The sequence below is a fragment of the Streptomyces sp. NPDC002773 genome, from assembly GCF_040295605.1.
Classification (GTDB): domain Bacteria; phylum Actinomycetota; class Actinomycetes; order Streptomycetales; family Streptomycetaceae; genus Streptomyces.
In genome coordinates, this window is sequence record NZ_JBEOVO010000021.1 from 52,699 (window position 1) to 68,167 (window position 15,469).

Below are 15,469 nucleotides of genomic sequence, written 5' to 3' on the forward strand. Positions count from 1 at the left end.
GCGGCCGGCCCGGGCGAACGGCCGGGAAGGGCTCAGTCGTCGAGGGCGTCCAGGACGGTGCCGAGGTCGACGAACTTGAAGTTGGTCGCGGCCCGGTCGCCGTCGGCGGGCGAGTCATGCCCGTCCTGAACGACGAGCAGGCCGCGCGGGAACTTCGAGCCGAGGGGGGCGTTCAGGGCGGCGGCCCCGTCGCACTCCTCGGAGCCGTCGAGCGCGCTGTGCGCGGCCGCGACCCGGAAGCCGCCCTCGTACTCGTTGTCGTCGCCGACCTCCCGGTCGTAGGCGGCGAAGGTGTCGTCACCCTGGCTGGAGGCGAGGAGGTACCCGTCGCCGTCGGACTCGGTGAGCAAGGTCAGGCCCTCGACGTCCGCGGAGATCCTGGTGCCGCCGTAGCCGGGGTCGGCGCCCGGCGCGCACTCCTCGGTCTCCTCGTCGTACACCCCGGGAACGCCGTACTCACGGACCGTGTCGACCAGCTCCGGCGTGCCGGTGAGGTCGGCGCGCAGACGCCAGATGCCGATGTCCTCCTGGCCGGCGTAGAGGGTGCCGTCGGCGGGGTCGACGACCATCCCCTCGACCTGCGGCAGCTCGCCCGGTTCCCCGCAGGGGGTCCACGAGGTGCCGTCGGGCAGCCGGAACGTGGAGGGCAGGTCCAGGGTGCGGACCGTGCGGTACGTGACCTTGCCGCCCGCGGCCGGGAGCAGTTCGAGCAGCGTGATGCTGGTGCGCTCGCGCTGGCTGACCAGGGCGAAGGACTTCCCGGTCGCGCGGTCCGTCCAGGTCGCGAGACCGTACGCGGTCCGCTGGTCGTTGATCTCGGCCTGGTCCCGGGAGAACACGGGAGGCGCGGCCGGGTCGGTGACGTCGGTCAGCGGCCCGCCGGTACGGTCGCGGTCGATGCGGTAGAAACGCAGCCGGTCGTGGCCGCGGTCGCTGGTGACGGCCAGGTCGGCCCGGCCCGTGGAGAGCCGCAGGCCGTGGACGAGGTCGACGTTGTTGAAGCGGCCCGGGGCGTCGTCCGGTCCGGCGGCCGGCGGCGCGGCTATCGACTGCACCGGTCGCGCGTCCAGGTCGTAGACGCGCAGGCCCCCCTCCTTGGCGGTCGCGATGACGAGGCTGCGGCCGGGGGCGGCGGCGTTGCGCCAGATCGCCGGGTCGTCCGCGTCGGCGTTGCCGCCCGCGTCGTCGTCGTGCAGCACCGGCGTCTCGGCGCGGGGCGTCACGGCCGGCAGCGGGCTGCCGGAGGAGCGGTGGTGGGCGTGGGCCGGCACGGCGAGGGCCGCTGCCGCGAGCGCCGTGGTCATGACGAGCGCGAGCGACCGGGCGGTGGTGGGGCGAGTCACGCAACTCTCCTCTGCAGGGGGGTGATCGGTCCTGCGTGAGCGTGCTGCCCCTTCGTGTCGGCACGGCGCCACGGGGCGTCCGGAGGTCCGAAGTCCAGGTGTACGTGCGGTGAACCGCCGCGCGGCCTGCGGGCTTTCCTCCTGGCGGGTGCGACCGTCGTCACGAGAGCAGCTCGGCGAGACCGGCTCGGGTGGCCGCGACCACCACGCGGTCCTCGGGGCGGAGCACGTAACCGGGATGGAGGTCCCAGAGCAGGCCGGGCGGCTCGGGGGAGGCGGGAGACCCCGGCGTGTCCCGCGTGTCCCGCGCGTCCGGTACGTCCGTCCCGTCCGCGGTGCTGGTGTCGAGGGCGAGGATGCGCCACGCGCCCGGGCGGAACGCCTCCGCGACCGTCCGGCCCTCGAACTGCGGCTGCCCTGCGATACCGAGCGCGGCGAAGACCAGGACACGGCGCTCGACCGCGATCGCCCCGAGGATCTGACGTCCCATCATCGCCGAGGCGAAGGCCGGGGCGGCGAGCGTCGACACGCTCCGGCTGCGGGTCAGCGCGTCGGGGTGGGCGGCCCGCAGGGTCCGGTAGACGGTGGAGGCGAAGTCGTCGTCGTACAGCCGGAGGGCCACGAGCAGGTCGGGGTTGAGGGTGCGCCCGTACAGGACGGCCTCCAGATTGGTGGTGTCCGCACTGGTCAGGGCGAGCAGGGCACGCGCGCGATGGGTCTTGGCCGCCTCCAGGACCCCCTCCTGGGTGACGTCGCCGAGGACCACCGGAACCCGCAGGGTACGGGCGTGGGCGACGCCCCGGGCGTCTGGGTCGTCCTCCACGCACACCACGGGCACCCCCAGCTCGTGGAGCTGGACCAGGACGCGGGTGCCGACCCGCCCCAGGCCGAGGAGGACGACATGGCCGGCGAGCCCGCGCGGCGGGCGCCGGAGGGCGGCGGCGCCGCGGTAGGCGCCGAGCGCTTCGAGGGCGCCGGCGATCAGCAGCGGCAGCAGCGCGAGGCCCAGCAGGCCGGCGAGGAGCTGGAGGACCTGACGTGCGGCGGGCTCGCCGAGCGCGGGGTCGCCGATCGCGAACAGGTCGAGGAGGGTGAGGTACGCGGCGTGCAGCGGATGGTCCCCCGTGGTCGCCCAGGAGGCGATGGCGAGGGCGACGATCGCGGCGAAGACACCGGCCAGGGCCCACCGCACCCGGGGCGAGAGCAGTTCACGGGGTGAGGCACCCCGGCTCTCCCGACGGCGGGAGGGGACCGGCTCGTGGCTGATGGCCTCCAGGACGACGGTGCCGTGCCCGGCCGCCTCCCGTACCTCGGCGTCGTCCGGAAGGAGCCGGGGCGCGAGCCGCCCGCTGCGGTCGGAGCCGTCCGCGCCCGCGGGGTCGTTCGCCGTCGACGACAGTAGGGCGAGGGTGACGAGCCCGGCGTCGGCGGGTCCCTCGGCGCCGACGGGACCTTCGGGGCCGACGGGACCGGTAGGGATCCGCTCGGCCGCGCGCAGGAGCAGCCCGTCGGCCTGGACGATCTTGCGGGTTCCGGCGACGGCGGTGGCGGCGAGGGCGGGGGCCGCCGTGTCGGCGTCGGACAGCACGATGGTGGTCGCGTCGCGCCCGCCGTCGTCCTCCGCCGGATCCGTTCCGCGCGCCTGGTCGAGCAGTTCGGCCATACGGTGGCCGAGGTTGCGGTTGTACATCCGGAGGACCAGACGGAGGTGCGGGTTCAGCCGACGGGCCAGGAACGCGGCCCGCATGTTGACCTCGTCGTCCTCGTAGAGGAGCGCCAGTGCCTGGGCCCGGCGCACACCCGCCTCGACCAGGGTCGCCTCGTCGGGAGGGATACGGTCGGCGTGCTGGACGCGCACGCGTGGTGCGGAGACGTCCGGCCCGCCCCCGGCGGGCGCGACGAGGACGACGCTCTGCCGGTACACCTCCGCCAGTTCACCGGCGATACGGTGCGCGAGGGCGTCGTCTCCGCAGACGACCATGTGCCCGTCCCGCGGCACGGCCTCGACCGGCTGCGCACGGCCCTCGGCCTCCTGACGAGCCTGCCGCGGTACGACGGACATGATCCCCCCTCGGGCCGCCGACCGGTCGGCGGCCGCCCTCACCGCCCCCACCCTTCCAGTCGAACGGATGTTTCGGCATGGGTGCCGACACCCAACTTGCGCCGCTCGCAGGGAAGATGAGGAGAAGATCTGCACCCCGAGGCGACCGCGGCCATTCGGGGAGGTGGGCCGGTGCCGTCACCCCGAGGCGATCGCCGCCCCCTCTCGCCACGCCGTCTCCACGGCCGCCGGGATGTCGGTGACGGGGAACTGCACATGCCGTACGGTCCGTTCCCGGTCCAGGACCAGGACCGCCCGCTTCAACCGGAGGGCCTGGCCCGCGCGGAACGTCGGCAGTCGCAGCGCCGCCGAGAACCCGTCGTCCATGTCGGAGAGGAGCGGGAAGGGGATCGCCTCGGCCTCCGCGAACGCCCGCTGCTCGTCGGGGCGTTGCGTGCTGATGCCGCGCACCGCGACCCCGGCCGCGGTGAACCGCGGGTACGCCTCCCGGAACAGCCGGTTCTCCAGGGTGCATCCCGCCGTGCCGGGGATGTCCGGCCAGTTCTCCGGCAGGGGGCCCGGCCTGCCGGTCGCCGGGTAGCAGAAGAGGACGGTGGCGCCGGCCCCCGTGTCGACGGGGTCGAGCGTCGCACCCGTGTGCGCGGGCAGCGTGAGCCGGGGCAGCCGGGTGCCGGGCAGGTCGTGGACGCGGTGGGCCTCGGCGCTCCGCTCGTCGGCGGAGGCGGTGAGCGAGCCGTCACCGAGCAGCCAGCGGTCGGCCCAGTCCTGCATCGAGACCAGGACGGGGAGCAGCGCGCGGCCGGCGTCGCTGAGCCGGTACTCGTACCGCACCGGCCCCTCCTGGTAGGGGACCTTGTCGAGGACGCCGCTGTCGACGAGGTGGTTCAGCCGCTCGGTGAGGACCTTGCGGGAGATGTCCAGCTCGCGCTGGAGCTCGTCGAAGCGGTACCGCCCCCGTGCCGTCTCGCGGACGAGGAGCAGGCTCCACCAGTCGCCGACGACGGCCGCGGCCTGGGCGATGGCGCAGGTGGCGTCGTGTTCGGGCACGGCTCGTGCCATGGCGTGTCCTCCTCGTTCGGTGACCGGTCCATCTTGCGCCATCGAGTGAGTTCCCGATAGAAACTCACTGTGAGTTCCTAAGAGGAACTCACTCGCAGAGTTTCCGTACCCGGGGGAGGATCCGTTTCATGCCCATAGCCTGGGCAACCGCCTGGCGCACCTGGCAGATGACCCGCCGCGCCTATCCGTGGACGTACGCCGTCGGCACCGTCCTGCCCGCCGCACTCACCATCGCGCTGGCCTACCTCGGCTTCCACGCGATCGGCGGCGGCGCCGTCGGCGACGACTTCGCCGCCGGCAGCGGCACCACCGCCTACCTCGCCTACATCGTGGTCGGCACGACCGCCTTCCACTTCGCCGTCCGGCTGATCCTCTGGTCCGCCAAGGCCCTCATCACCGAACAGCGCCAGGGCACCCTCGGCGCGCTGCTCATCGCCCCCGCCGGCCGCCTCCCGTACCTCCTCGGCTTCACCGCCTTCGCGGTGGTCAGCAGCGTCCTCGAGTTCCTGGCCCTCGGTCTCGTCGTCGCGGTCCTCGGCATCACCGTGCCGGTCTCCTCCGTACCCGGCGCGCTGCTCGGCGGCCTCGCGCTGATCGGGGCCGTCTTCGCGCTCTCCGTCGGCCTCGGCGGACTGATGATCGCGGCGGGCGAGGCCCACATCTCGCAGAACACCGTCTTCATCGTGCTCGGCCTGGTCGGCGGCTTCACCTTCCCGCGCGACTACCTCCCGGAGCCCGTGCGCTGGTTCGCCGAAATCCTCCCCACCACCTCGGCGATGGACGTCCTGCACGGCAGCTTCACCGGCGGCCACACCCTCCCCGAACTCCTCCCGAGGCTGGCCGTCAGCGCCGCCCTCACCGGCGCCTACCTCCTCCTGGGGCTGGCCTGCCTGCCGCGGGCCGAGGCCCGAGCCGTCGAAAGGACGTACTGATGACCACCGCGATCGAAGTCCGCGGCCTGCACAAGGAATTCGCCGTACGGGACAAGGGCCTCTTCGGCCCCCGCAGCCTCAAGCGCGCCGTCGACGGCCTCGACCTCGACATCCCGCGCGGCCGCGTCACCGGCCTCCTCGGCCTCAACGGCGCCGGCAAGACCACCACCATCAAGATCCTCGCCACCCTCCTGCGCCCCAGCGCCGGCACCGTCCGCGTCGACGGCCTCGACGCGGTCACCGACGCCCGCGCCGTCCGCCGCCGCATCAACCTCATCGCCGGCGGCGAGCGCATGGTCTACACCCGCATGACCGGCCGCGAGAACCTGTGGTACTTCGGCCAGCTCTACGACGTCCCCAGGGCGGAACTGCGCCGCAGGACCGACGAGCTCCTCGACCTCGTCGGCCTGACCGAGGCCGCCGACACCATGGTCGAGCGGTACTCGCGCGGCATGACCCAGCGCCTCGCCATCGCCCGCGGCCTGATCAACCGCCCCGACTACCTCCTCCTGGACGAACCGACCCTCGGCCTCGACGCCCCGATCGCCCGCGACCTGAGGCGCGTCGTCGCGGACCTGGCCGCGAACGACGGCACCGGAGTCCTGCTGACCTCGCACTACCTGGCCGAGGTGGAGGAGCTCTGCGGCCATGTGTACGTGATCTCCGCCGGCCGCCACCTCGCCCAGGGCAGCCCGGCCGAACTGAAGACCGCGACCGGCAGCCACCGCACGGTCCGCCTCACCGTCACCGACCCCACCGACCGCACCCGGGCCGTCGCGGACACCTTCGGAGCGATCCGCGAACCCCTCCCCGACGGCGGCGAACTGATCACCCTGCGCCACCCCGACGACATGGCCGGCCCGCTCGCGGCGGCCGTGGTCGGGGCCGGCGGTTCCATCGGCGGCCTGGAGATCGCCGAGGCCAGCCTGGAGGACGCGATCCTGACACTCGCCGAGACCGGCGAGGCGGGCCTCGTGACAACGGCAGCGGCCCAGGGCGCCGCCCGGTGAACCAGCTCCGGCACGCCCTGCGGGTCTTCGCCGCGGAAACGCTCAAGCAGCACCGCCGGCTCTTCGGCCAGCCGCTCGTCGTCTTCTCGATGCTCGTCTGGCCGATCCTCCAACTGGCCACCACCTACTACACCCTGCGGCCCGTCGCCACGGCCTCCCGGGCCGCGGAGAACTGGCCGCTCGCCGCCGACCCCGAGCGCCTCCTCGCGTTCCTGGCCACCGGCACCCTCGCGTACGCCTTCTTCTTCTCCCTCGTCCAGAGCGCCTGGCACCTCTCCTTCGAGCGGACCACCGGCACCCTGGAACTGCTCTTCCTCTCCCCGGCGGGCCGCCTCACCCTGATGATCGCCAACGGCGCGGGCGCGCTCCTCCAGAACGCCTGGCTGCTCACCTGCTTCACCGTCGCCGCCCTGACCGGCTTCGGCACGCTGTCCGTCGCGGGCTGGTGGATGTACGGGATCGTCCTCCTGGCCCTGCTGATCCCGGCCGTGGCGTGGGGCGCGTTCCTCAACAGCCTGCTGGTCTTCTCCCGGGACTCGGCCTTCCTGTACACGATCCTCGACGAGCCCCTCTGGTTCGTCTCGGGCGTCCGGCTCCCGCACTTCGCCCTGCCGGTGGCCGTCCAGGTCGTCGGCGCGGTCTTCCCGCTGACCGGCAGCCTGCTCGCGGTCCGCGGGGCGCTGCTCGAACACCGGACGGCGGGCGAACTCGCCCCGACACTGCTCGGCCTTGGAGCGCTGAGCGCCCTGCTCCTCGTGGCGGCCTCGCTGATCCTGCGGGTGGGCGAGGCACGGGCCAGGCGGACGGGCGCCCTGAGCCTGGCCTGACGTGTGCGGCCCGCGGGAACGCGGACGACCCGTGGGCCTTGGTCCCGTCCGCTCGAGTTCGGACGGGAGCCGGCCGGATCACCGGCGGCCCACGGGTCGGGTGACTGCGTGGTTTTCGGCAGATGACCTGCCGAGGTGCACAGAGTGCGACGGCAGGCCGTTAGCCCGCAGTCACCTCACGAATCCGAAAAGAAACCATGTTCTCGGATCACCTCCTTTCAGCGTGTACCCACAGCCTAGGAAGGCCGGAGGCGACGCTCAACCCATTTAATCGAGCCGATTTCCCGGCTCTCGTTCCCGGCTCTCGTTCCCGCTCGCGTCAGCGGAGTTCCGCCGCCGCCAGGGCCGCCGCGTCGGCCACCAGCGGATCGACGGGCGGCGCGTCCTCCTCGAACCGCGTCGTCATCACGACGAGCAGGATCGGACCGCCGTCCGGCGGCCAGGTGACGCCCGCGTCGTTGTTGCCGCCGTACCGGCCGCCGCCGGTCTTGTCGGCGAGGAGCCAGTCCGCCGGCAGCCCCTTGCGGAACCGCTCGCCGCTGGTGGTGTTGGCGAGCATCCAGCGGGTGAGCCGCTCCCGGTCCTCGCGGGGGAGTGCGTCGCCGAGCAGGAGCCGCCCGTACGTCCGGCCGATGGCGCGGGGCGTCGAGGTGTCGGTCTCCCGCCAGGGCTCCGCCGAGTTCAGCTCGGGCTCCCAGCGGTCGAGCCGCGTCGTACCGTCGCCGACCGACCGGGCGAACCGCGTGACCGCCGTCGGACCGCCCAGCTCGCGGAGGAGCAGGTTCGCGGCGGTGTTGTCGCTGTAGCGCAGGGTGGCGTCGCAGAGCTCGGCGACGGTCATCCCGTGGGCGAGGTTCTCGGGCAGCTCGGTCCTGGGGGACCAGCCCGACCGCTCGACGTACGCCTCGGTGTAGCGGATGCGCCGCGCCAGGAACGTGCCGTCGCGATCGAGGTCGCGGAGGACGGCCGCGACGGCGAGGGTCTTGAAGACCGAACACATCGGGAAGCGTTCCTCGGCGCGGTACGCCACCGAGCGCCCCGTCCGCACGTCGCGGGCGAACACGCCGAGCCGGGCGGAGTGCCGCCGCTCCAGCTCCCGCAGCCGCGCGACGAGGCGCTTCCCGCCGGGGTCCTTCCCCCCGGGGTCCCGCCCGGCGGGGGAGGAGGCGTACGCAGACCCGGCGAGAGGTGAGACGGTCGCGAGCGCGGCACCGGCGCCGAGGACGAGAGCGGTGCGACGGGACGGGGTGAGACCTGGGACGGACAACGTGGTTCCCTTCCGTGGCGATCACTGCACAGGGGAACACGTGCCAGGGACCCGGATCGGTTGCGACCCGCAGCGCCCCACGCACCCCGCAGCGCCCACGTACCCCCCCCGGGCGCCCCCGCATCCCGGAGCTCCCACGCACCCCTCGGCGCCCCCGCACCCCGTAGCGCCCACGCACCCCTCAGCCCCCGCGTGTTTCCCCGGTCCGGCGAAACCCCCGGCTCAGCGCCCGTCGAACGGCCACGCCTCGATGTCCCGGTACCGGATCGGCCCCGGCCCCCGGCCGAAGTTGCTGCCGACCAGGTGGAGCCGGTCGGCCCGCCAGCGGCAGCCGGTGAAGCCGGCGAGCCCGTCGGCGACGTCCACCACGCTCGACAGGTCGTCGCGGCGCGCGCGGGCGAGGGTCAGATGGGGGCGGAGCGGCCGGTCCTCGAAGGGGACACCGCACTCCCGGACCACGGCACGGACGTCGGCGGCGAGCCGGTGCAGCCCCTCCAGGTCCCCGTCGATCCCGCTCCACAGCACCCGCTCGTCGAAGTGCCCGCCGCCGCGCAGCCCCAGTTCGACGGGCCGCCGCGAGGCCGCGAGGTCCCCGAGCGGCGGGCGCAGGAGCGGAACGGTCGCGACGGGGAGCTCGCCGAGGAACGCCAGGGTGATGTGCCAGTCCTCGATACGGTTCCACCGCATGTGCGGATACGCGTCGTACGCGCTGCGCAGCTCCCGCGCCAGCTCGTCCTTCGCCTCGTCCGGCGGAGCGAGGGCGATGAAGACGCGAACGGTCGCCGCCCGGTCCCGCTCGTCCCCACCGGGCCCGGCCCCCTGCCCGCGCACCTCAGTCATCTTCCGTTTCCCCGCTCGCCCCGCGTCCGACGCCGCTGTTCCGAGGTGAGGGTACGCGGTGTCCAAGGCGGACCCGCCGTCGGGCGGTGCACACCACCGCGACCCCGGCCGGAGCAACGGGCCCGTCGATCGCGCCCCGCGCGCTCCCCCACGGGGGTGGTTCGCGGGGTCCGGTGGGCGTAGTCCGGCACGGCCCGCGCCCGCGGGGCCCGATTCCGCGACGAAGCTGTGCGCTGCTCCCCGTACACCCCCGAAAAGACGGAGGTTCGTCCATCCATGACCCACGTACAGCTGAGACCGGCACGACGACGCAGGCCCGGCGGGAGGGCCGGGGTACCGGTCGCGCTCGGCACGGCGCTCGTACTCGCGCTGCCCGGCACCGCGCTGGCCGCCCCGGGTGACCTGGACCCGACGTTCGGATCCGACGGCCGGGTGACGACCCGGATCACCAACTACGCGGAAGGCCACGACCTCGCCCGGCAGTCCGACGGCAAGCTGGTCGTGGTCGGGGTGAGCGAGGCCGGCTTCACGCTCGCCCGGTACCTCACCGACGGCAGCCTCGATCCGGGCTTCGGCGGGGACGGCACGGTCACCAGCGACTTCGGCGGCGGCTCGCACTCGGCCAACGCGGTCGCGATCCAGCCGTCCGACGGAAAGATCGTCGTGGTGGGCACCACCGAGGTGCTCGCGGAGGAGGGCGGGGGCTGCTGCTTCTTCTCCGTGGCCCGCTACCACAGCGACGGCAGCCTCGACACGAGCTTCGGCGACGGGGGCCTGGTGCGCGTCGACGAGTTCGGCGGATCCGCGGACGGCGCGGACGTGGCGGTGCAGCCCGACGGCCGGATCGTCGCCGTGGGCAAGGGCAGTGGCAGCGGGTTCGCGCTGGTCCGTCTCCGCACCGACGGGAGCCTCGACCCCAGCCTCGGCGGCGACGGAGCCGTGGTCGCGGGCTTCACGCCCACCTCACCGCAGGACAGCGGTGGCATCGCCCGCGCGATGGCCCTCCAGCCGGACGGCAAGATCGTCTCGGTCGGCTACGTGGGAAACACCGCCTTCAACATCGGGGTGGCCCGCTACCACAGCGACGGCAGCCTCGACACCGGCTTCAGCGGTGACGGCATGGTCGCCACGGACTTCGGCGGCACCGAGTTCGGCAACGCCGTGGCCGTACAGCCCGACGGAAAGATCGTCGCCGCGGGTTCCGGCGACGTCGGCTTCATCGCCCTCCGCTACAACGCCGACGGCAGCCCCGACGCCGGCTTCGGCACCGGCGGCCGTACCGCGGTCAACCCCCCGGGCGGCGGCGGAGCCGCGTACGACATGGCGCTCCAGCAGAACGGGAAGATCGTGCTCGCGGGGCGGGCGGACGACCCGAACAGCTCCGAGGCCAACGACTTCGGCCTGCTCCGCCTCCACCCCGACGGCACGGTGGACACCGGCTTCGGCGGCGACGGCTTCGTGGTGACCGGCTTCAACGACTTCGACGAGATCCGCGGCGTGCTCGTACAGCCGGACGGCAGGATCGTCGCCGCCGGGTACGGGGCGGGCTTCGCCTTCGCCCTCGCCCGCTACGAGGGCGGTGACGGTACGACCCCGCCCCCGCCGAGCGCGGCGGACCTGAGGGTGACGAAGACCGGCACGACCACCGTGAGCATCGGCGACCGAGCCACCTACACGGTCACGGTCACCAACGCCGCCACGTCCACCGCCACCGCGACCGGCGTCACTCTGTCGGACACGCTCTCCGGGGCCGGCGCGACCCTCGTCTCCGCCGTCCCCTCCCAGGGCGGCTGCACGACCACCCCGACGAGCGCCACCTGCACCCTCGGCACGCTGGCCCCCGGTGCGAGCGCGACGGTCACGGTGACGGCGGAGCCCCGGGCCACCGGCACGCTCACGAACACGGCCGACGTCAGCGGCACCCCGCAGGACCCGACGCCCTCGAACAACAGGGCCACCGCCACCACCTCGGTGAACAACGCCCGCGGCTGCACGATCATCGGCACCGGCGGCGCGGACACCCTCAACGGCGGATCCGGCAACGACGTGATCTGCGGCCTCGGCGGCAACGACATCATCCGCGCCGGCTACGGCAACGACACGGCCCACGGCGGCTTCGGCAACGACAACATCGACGGCGGCTTCGGCGACGACACCCTGAACGGCGGTCCGGGCAACGACTCCCTGACCGGCACCTACGGCAACGACCGCCTCACCACCACCGACGGCACCAGCGGTAACGACACCGCCAACGGCGGCCCCGGCACCGACACCTGCACGACCGACCCCGGCGACACGCGTATCAGCTGCGGCTGACAGTCCCCTGGTAGTCCCTCCTCCGACATTCCCCGGACACCCTCCACCGACGGCGAGACCGGTGGTTCTGCCGATGCCCGCGCGCCGCGCCGCGTCGACAGTGACCGGGCCAGTCCAGGACGCGCCGCCCCCGGTTCCGCCGGGGGCGGCCGCCACACGACACGAGAGGACGACTCCGTCGTGAAACGACACCTCGCAGCAGCAGCCACCGCCACCGCCGCCTGCCTCACCCTGCTCGCCACCCCGGGCGTCAGCGCCGCCGACGCCGCGGCCAACCCGTACGAGCGGGGCCCCGCACCCACCCAGTCGAGCATCGAGGCCCTGCGTGGCCCGTACGCCGTCTCCGAGACCAGCGTCTCCTCCCTCGCCGCCAGCGGCTTCGGCGGCGGCACCATCTACTACCCGACGTCCACGAGCGACGGGACGTTCGGCGCGGTGGTGATCTCGCCGGGGTTCACCGCCTACCAGTCCTCCATCGCCTGGCTGGGACCGCGCCTGGCCTCGCAGGGCTTCGTGGTGTTCACCATCGACACCCTCACCACCCTCGACCAGCCCGACAGCCGGGGCCGTCAGCTCCTGGCCGCGCTCGACCACCTGACCCAGCGCAGCTCCGTGCGCGGCAGGGTCGACACGTCCCGACTCGGCGTCATGGGCCATTCCATGGGCGGCGGGGGCTCCCTCGAAGCCGCCAAGAGCCGGCCCTCGTTGAAGGCCGCGATCCCCCTGACCGGGTGGAACACGGACAAGACCTGGCCCGAACTCCGCACGCCCACCCTGGTCATCGGCGCGGACGGCGACACGGTCGCCCCCGTCGCCAGCCACTCGGAGCCCTTCTACGAGAGCCTGCCCGGCTCCCTCGACAAGGCGTACCTGGAGCTGAACGGCGCCACGCACTTCACCCCGAACACCTCGAACACGACGATCGCGAAGTACAGCATCTCCTGGCTCAAGCGCTTCATCGACGACGACACCCGCTACGAGCAGTTCCTCTGCCCGCTGCCGCGACCCAGCCTGACGATCGAGGAGTACCGGGGCAGCTGCCCGCTCGGCAACTGACGCCGACGGCCGTCGGCCGGCGTCGGGCGCCTGACGACCGGCGACTGACTGCCGTCGCCCGCCCGGACGTTCTGTGCGCCGTCACAGGACACGGCTCCCGGGCCTGGGCCCCTGCCCATGCCCGGGCCCGGGAGCCTTCCCCCGTTACCTACGGGTCGGTAACGTCATCGCCGTGAGCGGAGCGACCCAAGCCGCCGCCCCAGGCCCGCGGCTGTACGACCGTACGGCCGAACTCGCCGCGGTGGCCCGGCTGTCGGCCCGCGCCGCCACCGGGGCGGGCGGCGTCCTCTTCGTCACCGGCGACCCCGGCGAGGGGCGCACCGCGCTGCTCGCGCGGGCGGCCCACGACTTCCCCGGCACCGCCCACCGGGTCGCCGCGCCCCCGCACCGGGGAGCGTGGAGCGGGGTCCGGTCCCTGTGCGCCGCCCTCGCGCCCCACCCGTCCGCCGGGCGCCGGGCGCTGCGGGACGCGCGGGGTGAGAACGGCCTCGCCCCGGCCGTCGACGGACTGACCGCCGGCCGTCCCGTCCTGATCTGCCTGGACGATCTGCACCTGTGGGACGCCCACTCGCGCGCCGCGCTCACCACGGCCTGGCGGGAGCCGGGGAGCCGGTCGGGCGGCACGGTCTGGCTCGTGTCGGCAGCCCGTCACCACCGCCTACCCACGGTGCCGGGGGCGGAGACCGTACGCCTTGGGCGGCTCACCCGGGACGGCGCACGGGCGCTCCTCGGCGACCTGTGCGCGCCGCCGCCACCGCCCGGGATCGGTGAGCGGCTGCTCGACGAGACGGCCGGGCACCCCGGTGTCCTCGCCGCGGCGGTACGGCGCCTCATGACCGCTCCGGTGACCGGCACCGCGCCCCTCGTCGACGGAACCGTCCTCGCCGAGGTGTACGGCGGTCTCGTGGACAGCCTTCCGGCGGACTCCCGACGCCTGCTCGCGGTGGTCGCCCTGACCGGCCGCACCGGCGCCGACGACTCGCCGCCGGAACCCCGCGGGCCGTGGAAGCCGGGCCGGCCGAACGATCCGCCCCGGGCGTACGAGGTCGCCCTCGGCGCGGTCCTCGCCACCGCGCGGGCGACCCGCACCTCCGTCGAACCGCTGGACGGTCTGATCGCGGGCGGGCTGCTGAGCCGCAGGGACGACGCGCTCCGCTTCGAGGACCCGTTCCTCGGCCACGCGGCACTCGCCTCGGCCTCCGCGGGGACCACCCCGGCCCCTCCTACCCCTCCCACCGCCCCCGCGGACCCCACCCTCGTCCGTGGCGAGGGCCACCGCGCCGACCGGCTCGGGCCGTCTCCCGCCGTGCGCGCCCTCGCTCCCGAGGTTCGCGGCCGCTCCCAGCTCGTCCGTGGTCTCGCGGCGCTCGCGGGCGGCCCGGTCATGGACGCGTACGAGGTGCTGCTCCAGGCGGCGGAGTTGCTCGGGGACCGGGAGCCGGCCGAGGCGGCCGACGCCCGGTTCCTCGCCATGGAGGCCGCCTGGGCCGGGGGTGACGTCGCCGCGTGCCTGGCCGCCCTCGACCCCGGGAAGGCGGCCCAGGGCACGGAACGCGACTTCGTCGAGGGGCTGCGCGCCGCCCTCGACGTACGCCTCGACCAGGCCCGTACCCCCCTGGCGCGGGTGGTCGCGCGGGACGGCGCCGAGGACGACCCGCGGCTCCTCCTCCGGGCCGGTTCGGCCGCGCTCGTGCTGGGCGACACCGCGGCGGCGGCCCGGGTCCACGCCCGCGCCCTCGCCCGGGCCCGAGCCGAGCACCGGACCGCCCTGGTACCCCGGGCCCTGGAACACCTCGCCTACGCCGAACTCCGGGCCGGCCGCTACAGCAGGGCCGCGCGCACCGCGCGCGAGGGCCTGCGGGCGGCCGAACAGACCGGCCAGCACAACGTCGCCGCCCACCAGCACGCCGTCCTGGCCCTCGTGGCCTCGGTGGCGGGCGACGGCCGGACCGTGACGGAACACGCGGGGCGGGCCCTCGACACCGCGCGCCCGCACGGCCTCGTCCAGGCCGCGACCCTCGCCGAATGGGCGCTGGCCCGGGCCGAGTCGGGGCGAGGTCTCGCCGCACAGGCGACCGCGCGGCTGCTCCCGCTCGTCCGGCAGGGTCCGCGGGGCGGCCACTTCGCGCTGCGGATGCTGGTGATCCCCTGCTTCGTGGAGGCGGCCGTCGCGTCCGGACGGCGCGCGGAGGCGCGGGAGGCGGCCGAGGAGTACGCGGTCTGGGCCGGCCAGGGCATCGACGGCACGGCACCGGCCCAACTGGCCCGCTGCCGGGCGCTGCTCGCGCCGGGCGAGGAGCCCGCGTACTGGTTCGGTGAGGCCGTCCGCCGCCACGACAGCTGCGGCAACGACTTCGAGCGCGCCCGCACCCTCCTCGCGTACGGCACGTGGCTGAGGCGCCGCCGGCGGCCCGGCGACGCGCGCGGTCCGCTGAGCGACGCCCTGGTCACCTTCGAGCGGGCCGCGGCGGACGGATGGGCCGAGCACGCCCGGTGCGAACTGCGCGCCACCGGCGGCACCACGGGCGGGGTCACGGACCCGGCGGCGCTGGGGCGGTTGACGCCGCAGCAGCAGCGGATCGCCCGTCTCGTCGCCGGGGGCGCCACCAACCGGGAGGTCGCCGACCGTCTCACCCTCAGCCCCCGGACCGTCGACCACCACCTCCGGAGCGTCTTCGCCAGGCTGGGCATCCGGTCCCGGGTCGAACTCCCCGGGGTGGTCGGCCGCTGGGACGCCCGCCCGACGGGCTGCTGACC

The 15,469-nt window shown here is 74.4% G+C and carries 11 protein-coding genes; 6 read left to right on the plus strand and 5 right to left on the minus strand.

Annotation, left to right across the window (positions count from 1 at the left end):
* Positions 1 to 32 precede the first annotated feature (32 nt).
* The 3 genes from ABT034_RS23795 to ABT034_RS23805 form a co-directional block, all read right to left on the minus strand.
* Positions 33 to 1,304: a phytase gene (locus ABT034_RS23795; protein WP_502973039.1), complete on the minus strand. Its 1,272-nt coding sequence runs from the start codon at positions 1,302 to 1,304 to the stop codon at positions 33 to 35.
* Between the two features lie 199 nt (positions 1,305 to 1,503).
* Complete coding sequence (locus ABT034_RS23800; RefSeq protein ID WP_351218485.1) at positions 1,504 to 3,324, minus strand: NAD-binding protein; 1,821 nt, start codon at positions 3,322 to 3,324, stop codon at positions 1,504 to 1,506.
* A gap of 258 nt (positions 3,325 to 3,582) precedes the next feature.
* On the minus strand, positions 3,583 to 4,464 hold the full coding sequence (locus ABT034_RS23805; protein WP_351218380.1) for a winged helix-turn-helix transcriptional regulator: 882 nt from the start codon (positions 4,462 to 4,464) through the stop codon (positions 3,583 to 3,585).
* Positions 4,465 to 4,592: 128 nt separating this feature from the next.
* Between ABT034_RS23805 and ABT034_RS23810 the strand changes: the two genes are divergently transcribed.
* From ABT034_RS23810 to ABT034_RS23820, 3 genes are read left to right on the plus strand one after another with little or no spacing between them, the layout of a single operon-like run.
* Positions 4,593 to 5,396: an ABC transporter permease gene (locus ABT034_RS23810; RefSeq protein ID WP_351218382.1), complete on the plus strand. Its 804-nt coding sequence runs from the start codon at positions 4,593 to 4,595 to the stop codon at positions 5,394 to 5,396.
* Complete coding sequence (locus tag ABT034_RS23815; protein ID WP_351218384.1) at positions 5,396 to 6,406, plus strand: ABC transporter ATP-binding protein; 1,011 nt, start codon at positions 5,396 to 5,398, stop codon at positions 6,404 to 6,406. Before ABT034_RS23810 ends, ABT034_RS23815 begins: the two co-directional genes overlap by 1 nt.
* Positions 6,403 to 7,233 carry an ABC transporter permease gene (locus tag ABT034_RS23820; RefSeq protein ID WP_351218386.1) on the plus strand — a complete coding sequence of 277 codons (831 nt, stop codon included), beginning with the start codon at positions 6,403 to 6,405 and terminating at the stop codon, positions 7,231 to 7,233. Before ABT034_RS23815 ends, ABT034_RS23820 begins: the two co-directional genes overlap by 4 nt.
* Before the next feature lie 319 nt (positions 7,234 to 7,552).
* Here ABT034_RS23820 and bla read toward each other — a convergent pair whose 3' ends face one another.
* Together bla and thpR are read right to left on the minus strand one after the other, a co-directional pair.
* Complete coding sequence (bla, locus tag ABT034_RS23825) at positions 7,553 to 8,500, minus strand: class A beta-lactamase (protein ID WP_351218388.1); 948 nt, start codon at positions 8,498 to 8,500, stop codon at positions 7,553 to 7,555.
* A 222-nt stretch (positions 8,501 to 8,722) separates the two neighbouring features.
* Entirely contained in the window at positions 8,723 to 9,340 is a 618-nt protein-coding gene (thpR, locus tag ABT034_RS23830) for an RNA 2',3'-cyclic phosphodiesterase (protein WP_351218390.1), read from the minus strand.
* A 276-nt stretch (positions 9,341 to 9,616) separates the two neighbouring features.
* Here thpR and ABT034_RS23835 point away from each other — a divergent pair, with 276 nt between their 5' ends.
* The 3 genes from ABT034_RS23835 (at position 9,617) to ABT034_RS23845 (ending at position 15,467) form a co-directional block, all read left to right on the plus strand.
* On the plus strand, positions 9,617 to 11,656 hold the full coding sequence (locus ABT034_RS23835) for a calcium-binding protein (RefSeq protein ID WP_351218392.1): 2,040 nt from the start codon (positions 9,617 to 9,619) through the stop codon (positions 11,654 to 11,656).
* 180 nt (positions 11,657 to 11,836) lie between these two features.
* Positions 11,837 to 12,712 (plus strand): bis(hydroxyethyl) terephthalate hydrolase, encoded by an 876-nt coding sequence (gene bdeA / locus ABT034_RS23840; RefSeq protein ID WP_502973038.1) that lies wholly within the window; start codon positions 11,837 to 11,839, stop codon positions 12,710 to 12,712.
* Between the two features lie 172 nt (positions 12,713 to 12,884).
* Positions 12,885 to 15,467 carry a helix-turn-helix transcriptional regulator gene (locus ABT034_RS23845; RefSeq protein WP_351218394.1) on the plus strand — a complete coding sequence of 861 codons (2,583 nt, stop codon included), beginning with the start codon at positions 12,885 to 12,887 and terminating at the stop codon, positions 15,465 to 15,467.
* Positions 15,468 to 15,469 lie beyond the last annotated feature (2 nt).

Bases quoted from the DNA above. Each gene is read 5' to 3' on its own strand.
- ABT034_RS23795 (WP_502973039.1), bottom strand. From the start codon at position 1,304: ATGACCACGGCGCTCGCGGCAGCGGCCCTCGCCGTGCCGGCCCACGCC.
- ABT034_RS23800 (WP_351218485.1), bottom strand. From the start codon at position 3,324: ATGGTCGTCTGCGGAGACGACGCCCTCGCGCACCGTATCGCCGGTGAA.
- ABT034_RS23805 (WP_351218380.1), bottom strand. From the start codon at position 4,464: ATGGCACGAGCCGTGCCCGAACACGACGCCACCTGCGCCATCGCCCAG.
- ABT034_RS23810 (WP_351218382.1), top strand. From the start codon at position 4,593: ATGCCCATAGCCTGGGCAACCGCCTGGCGCACCTGGCAGATGACCCGC.
- ABT034_RS23815 (WP_351218384.1), top strand. From the start codon at position 5,396: ATGACCACCGCGATCGAAGTCCGCGGCCTGCACAAGGAATTCGCCGTA.
- thpR (WP_351218390.1), bottom strand. From the start codon at position 9,340: ATGACTGAGGTGCGCGGGCAGGGGGCCGGGCCCGGTGGGGACGAGCGG.
- ABT034_RS23835 (WP_351218392.1), top strand. From the start codon at position 9,617: ATGACCCACGTACAGCTGAGACCGGCACGACGACGCAGGCCCGGCGGG.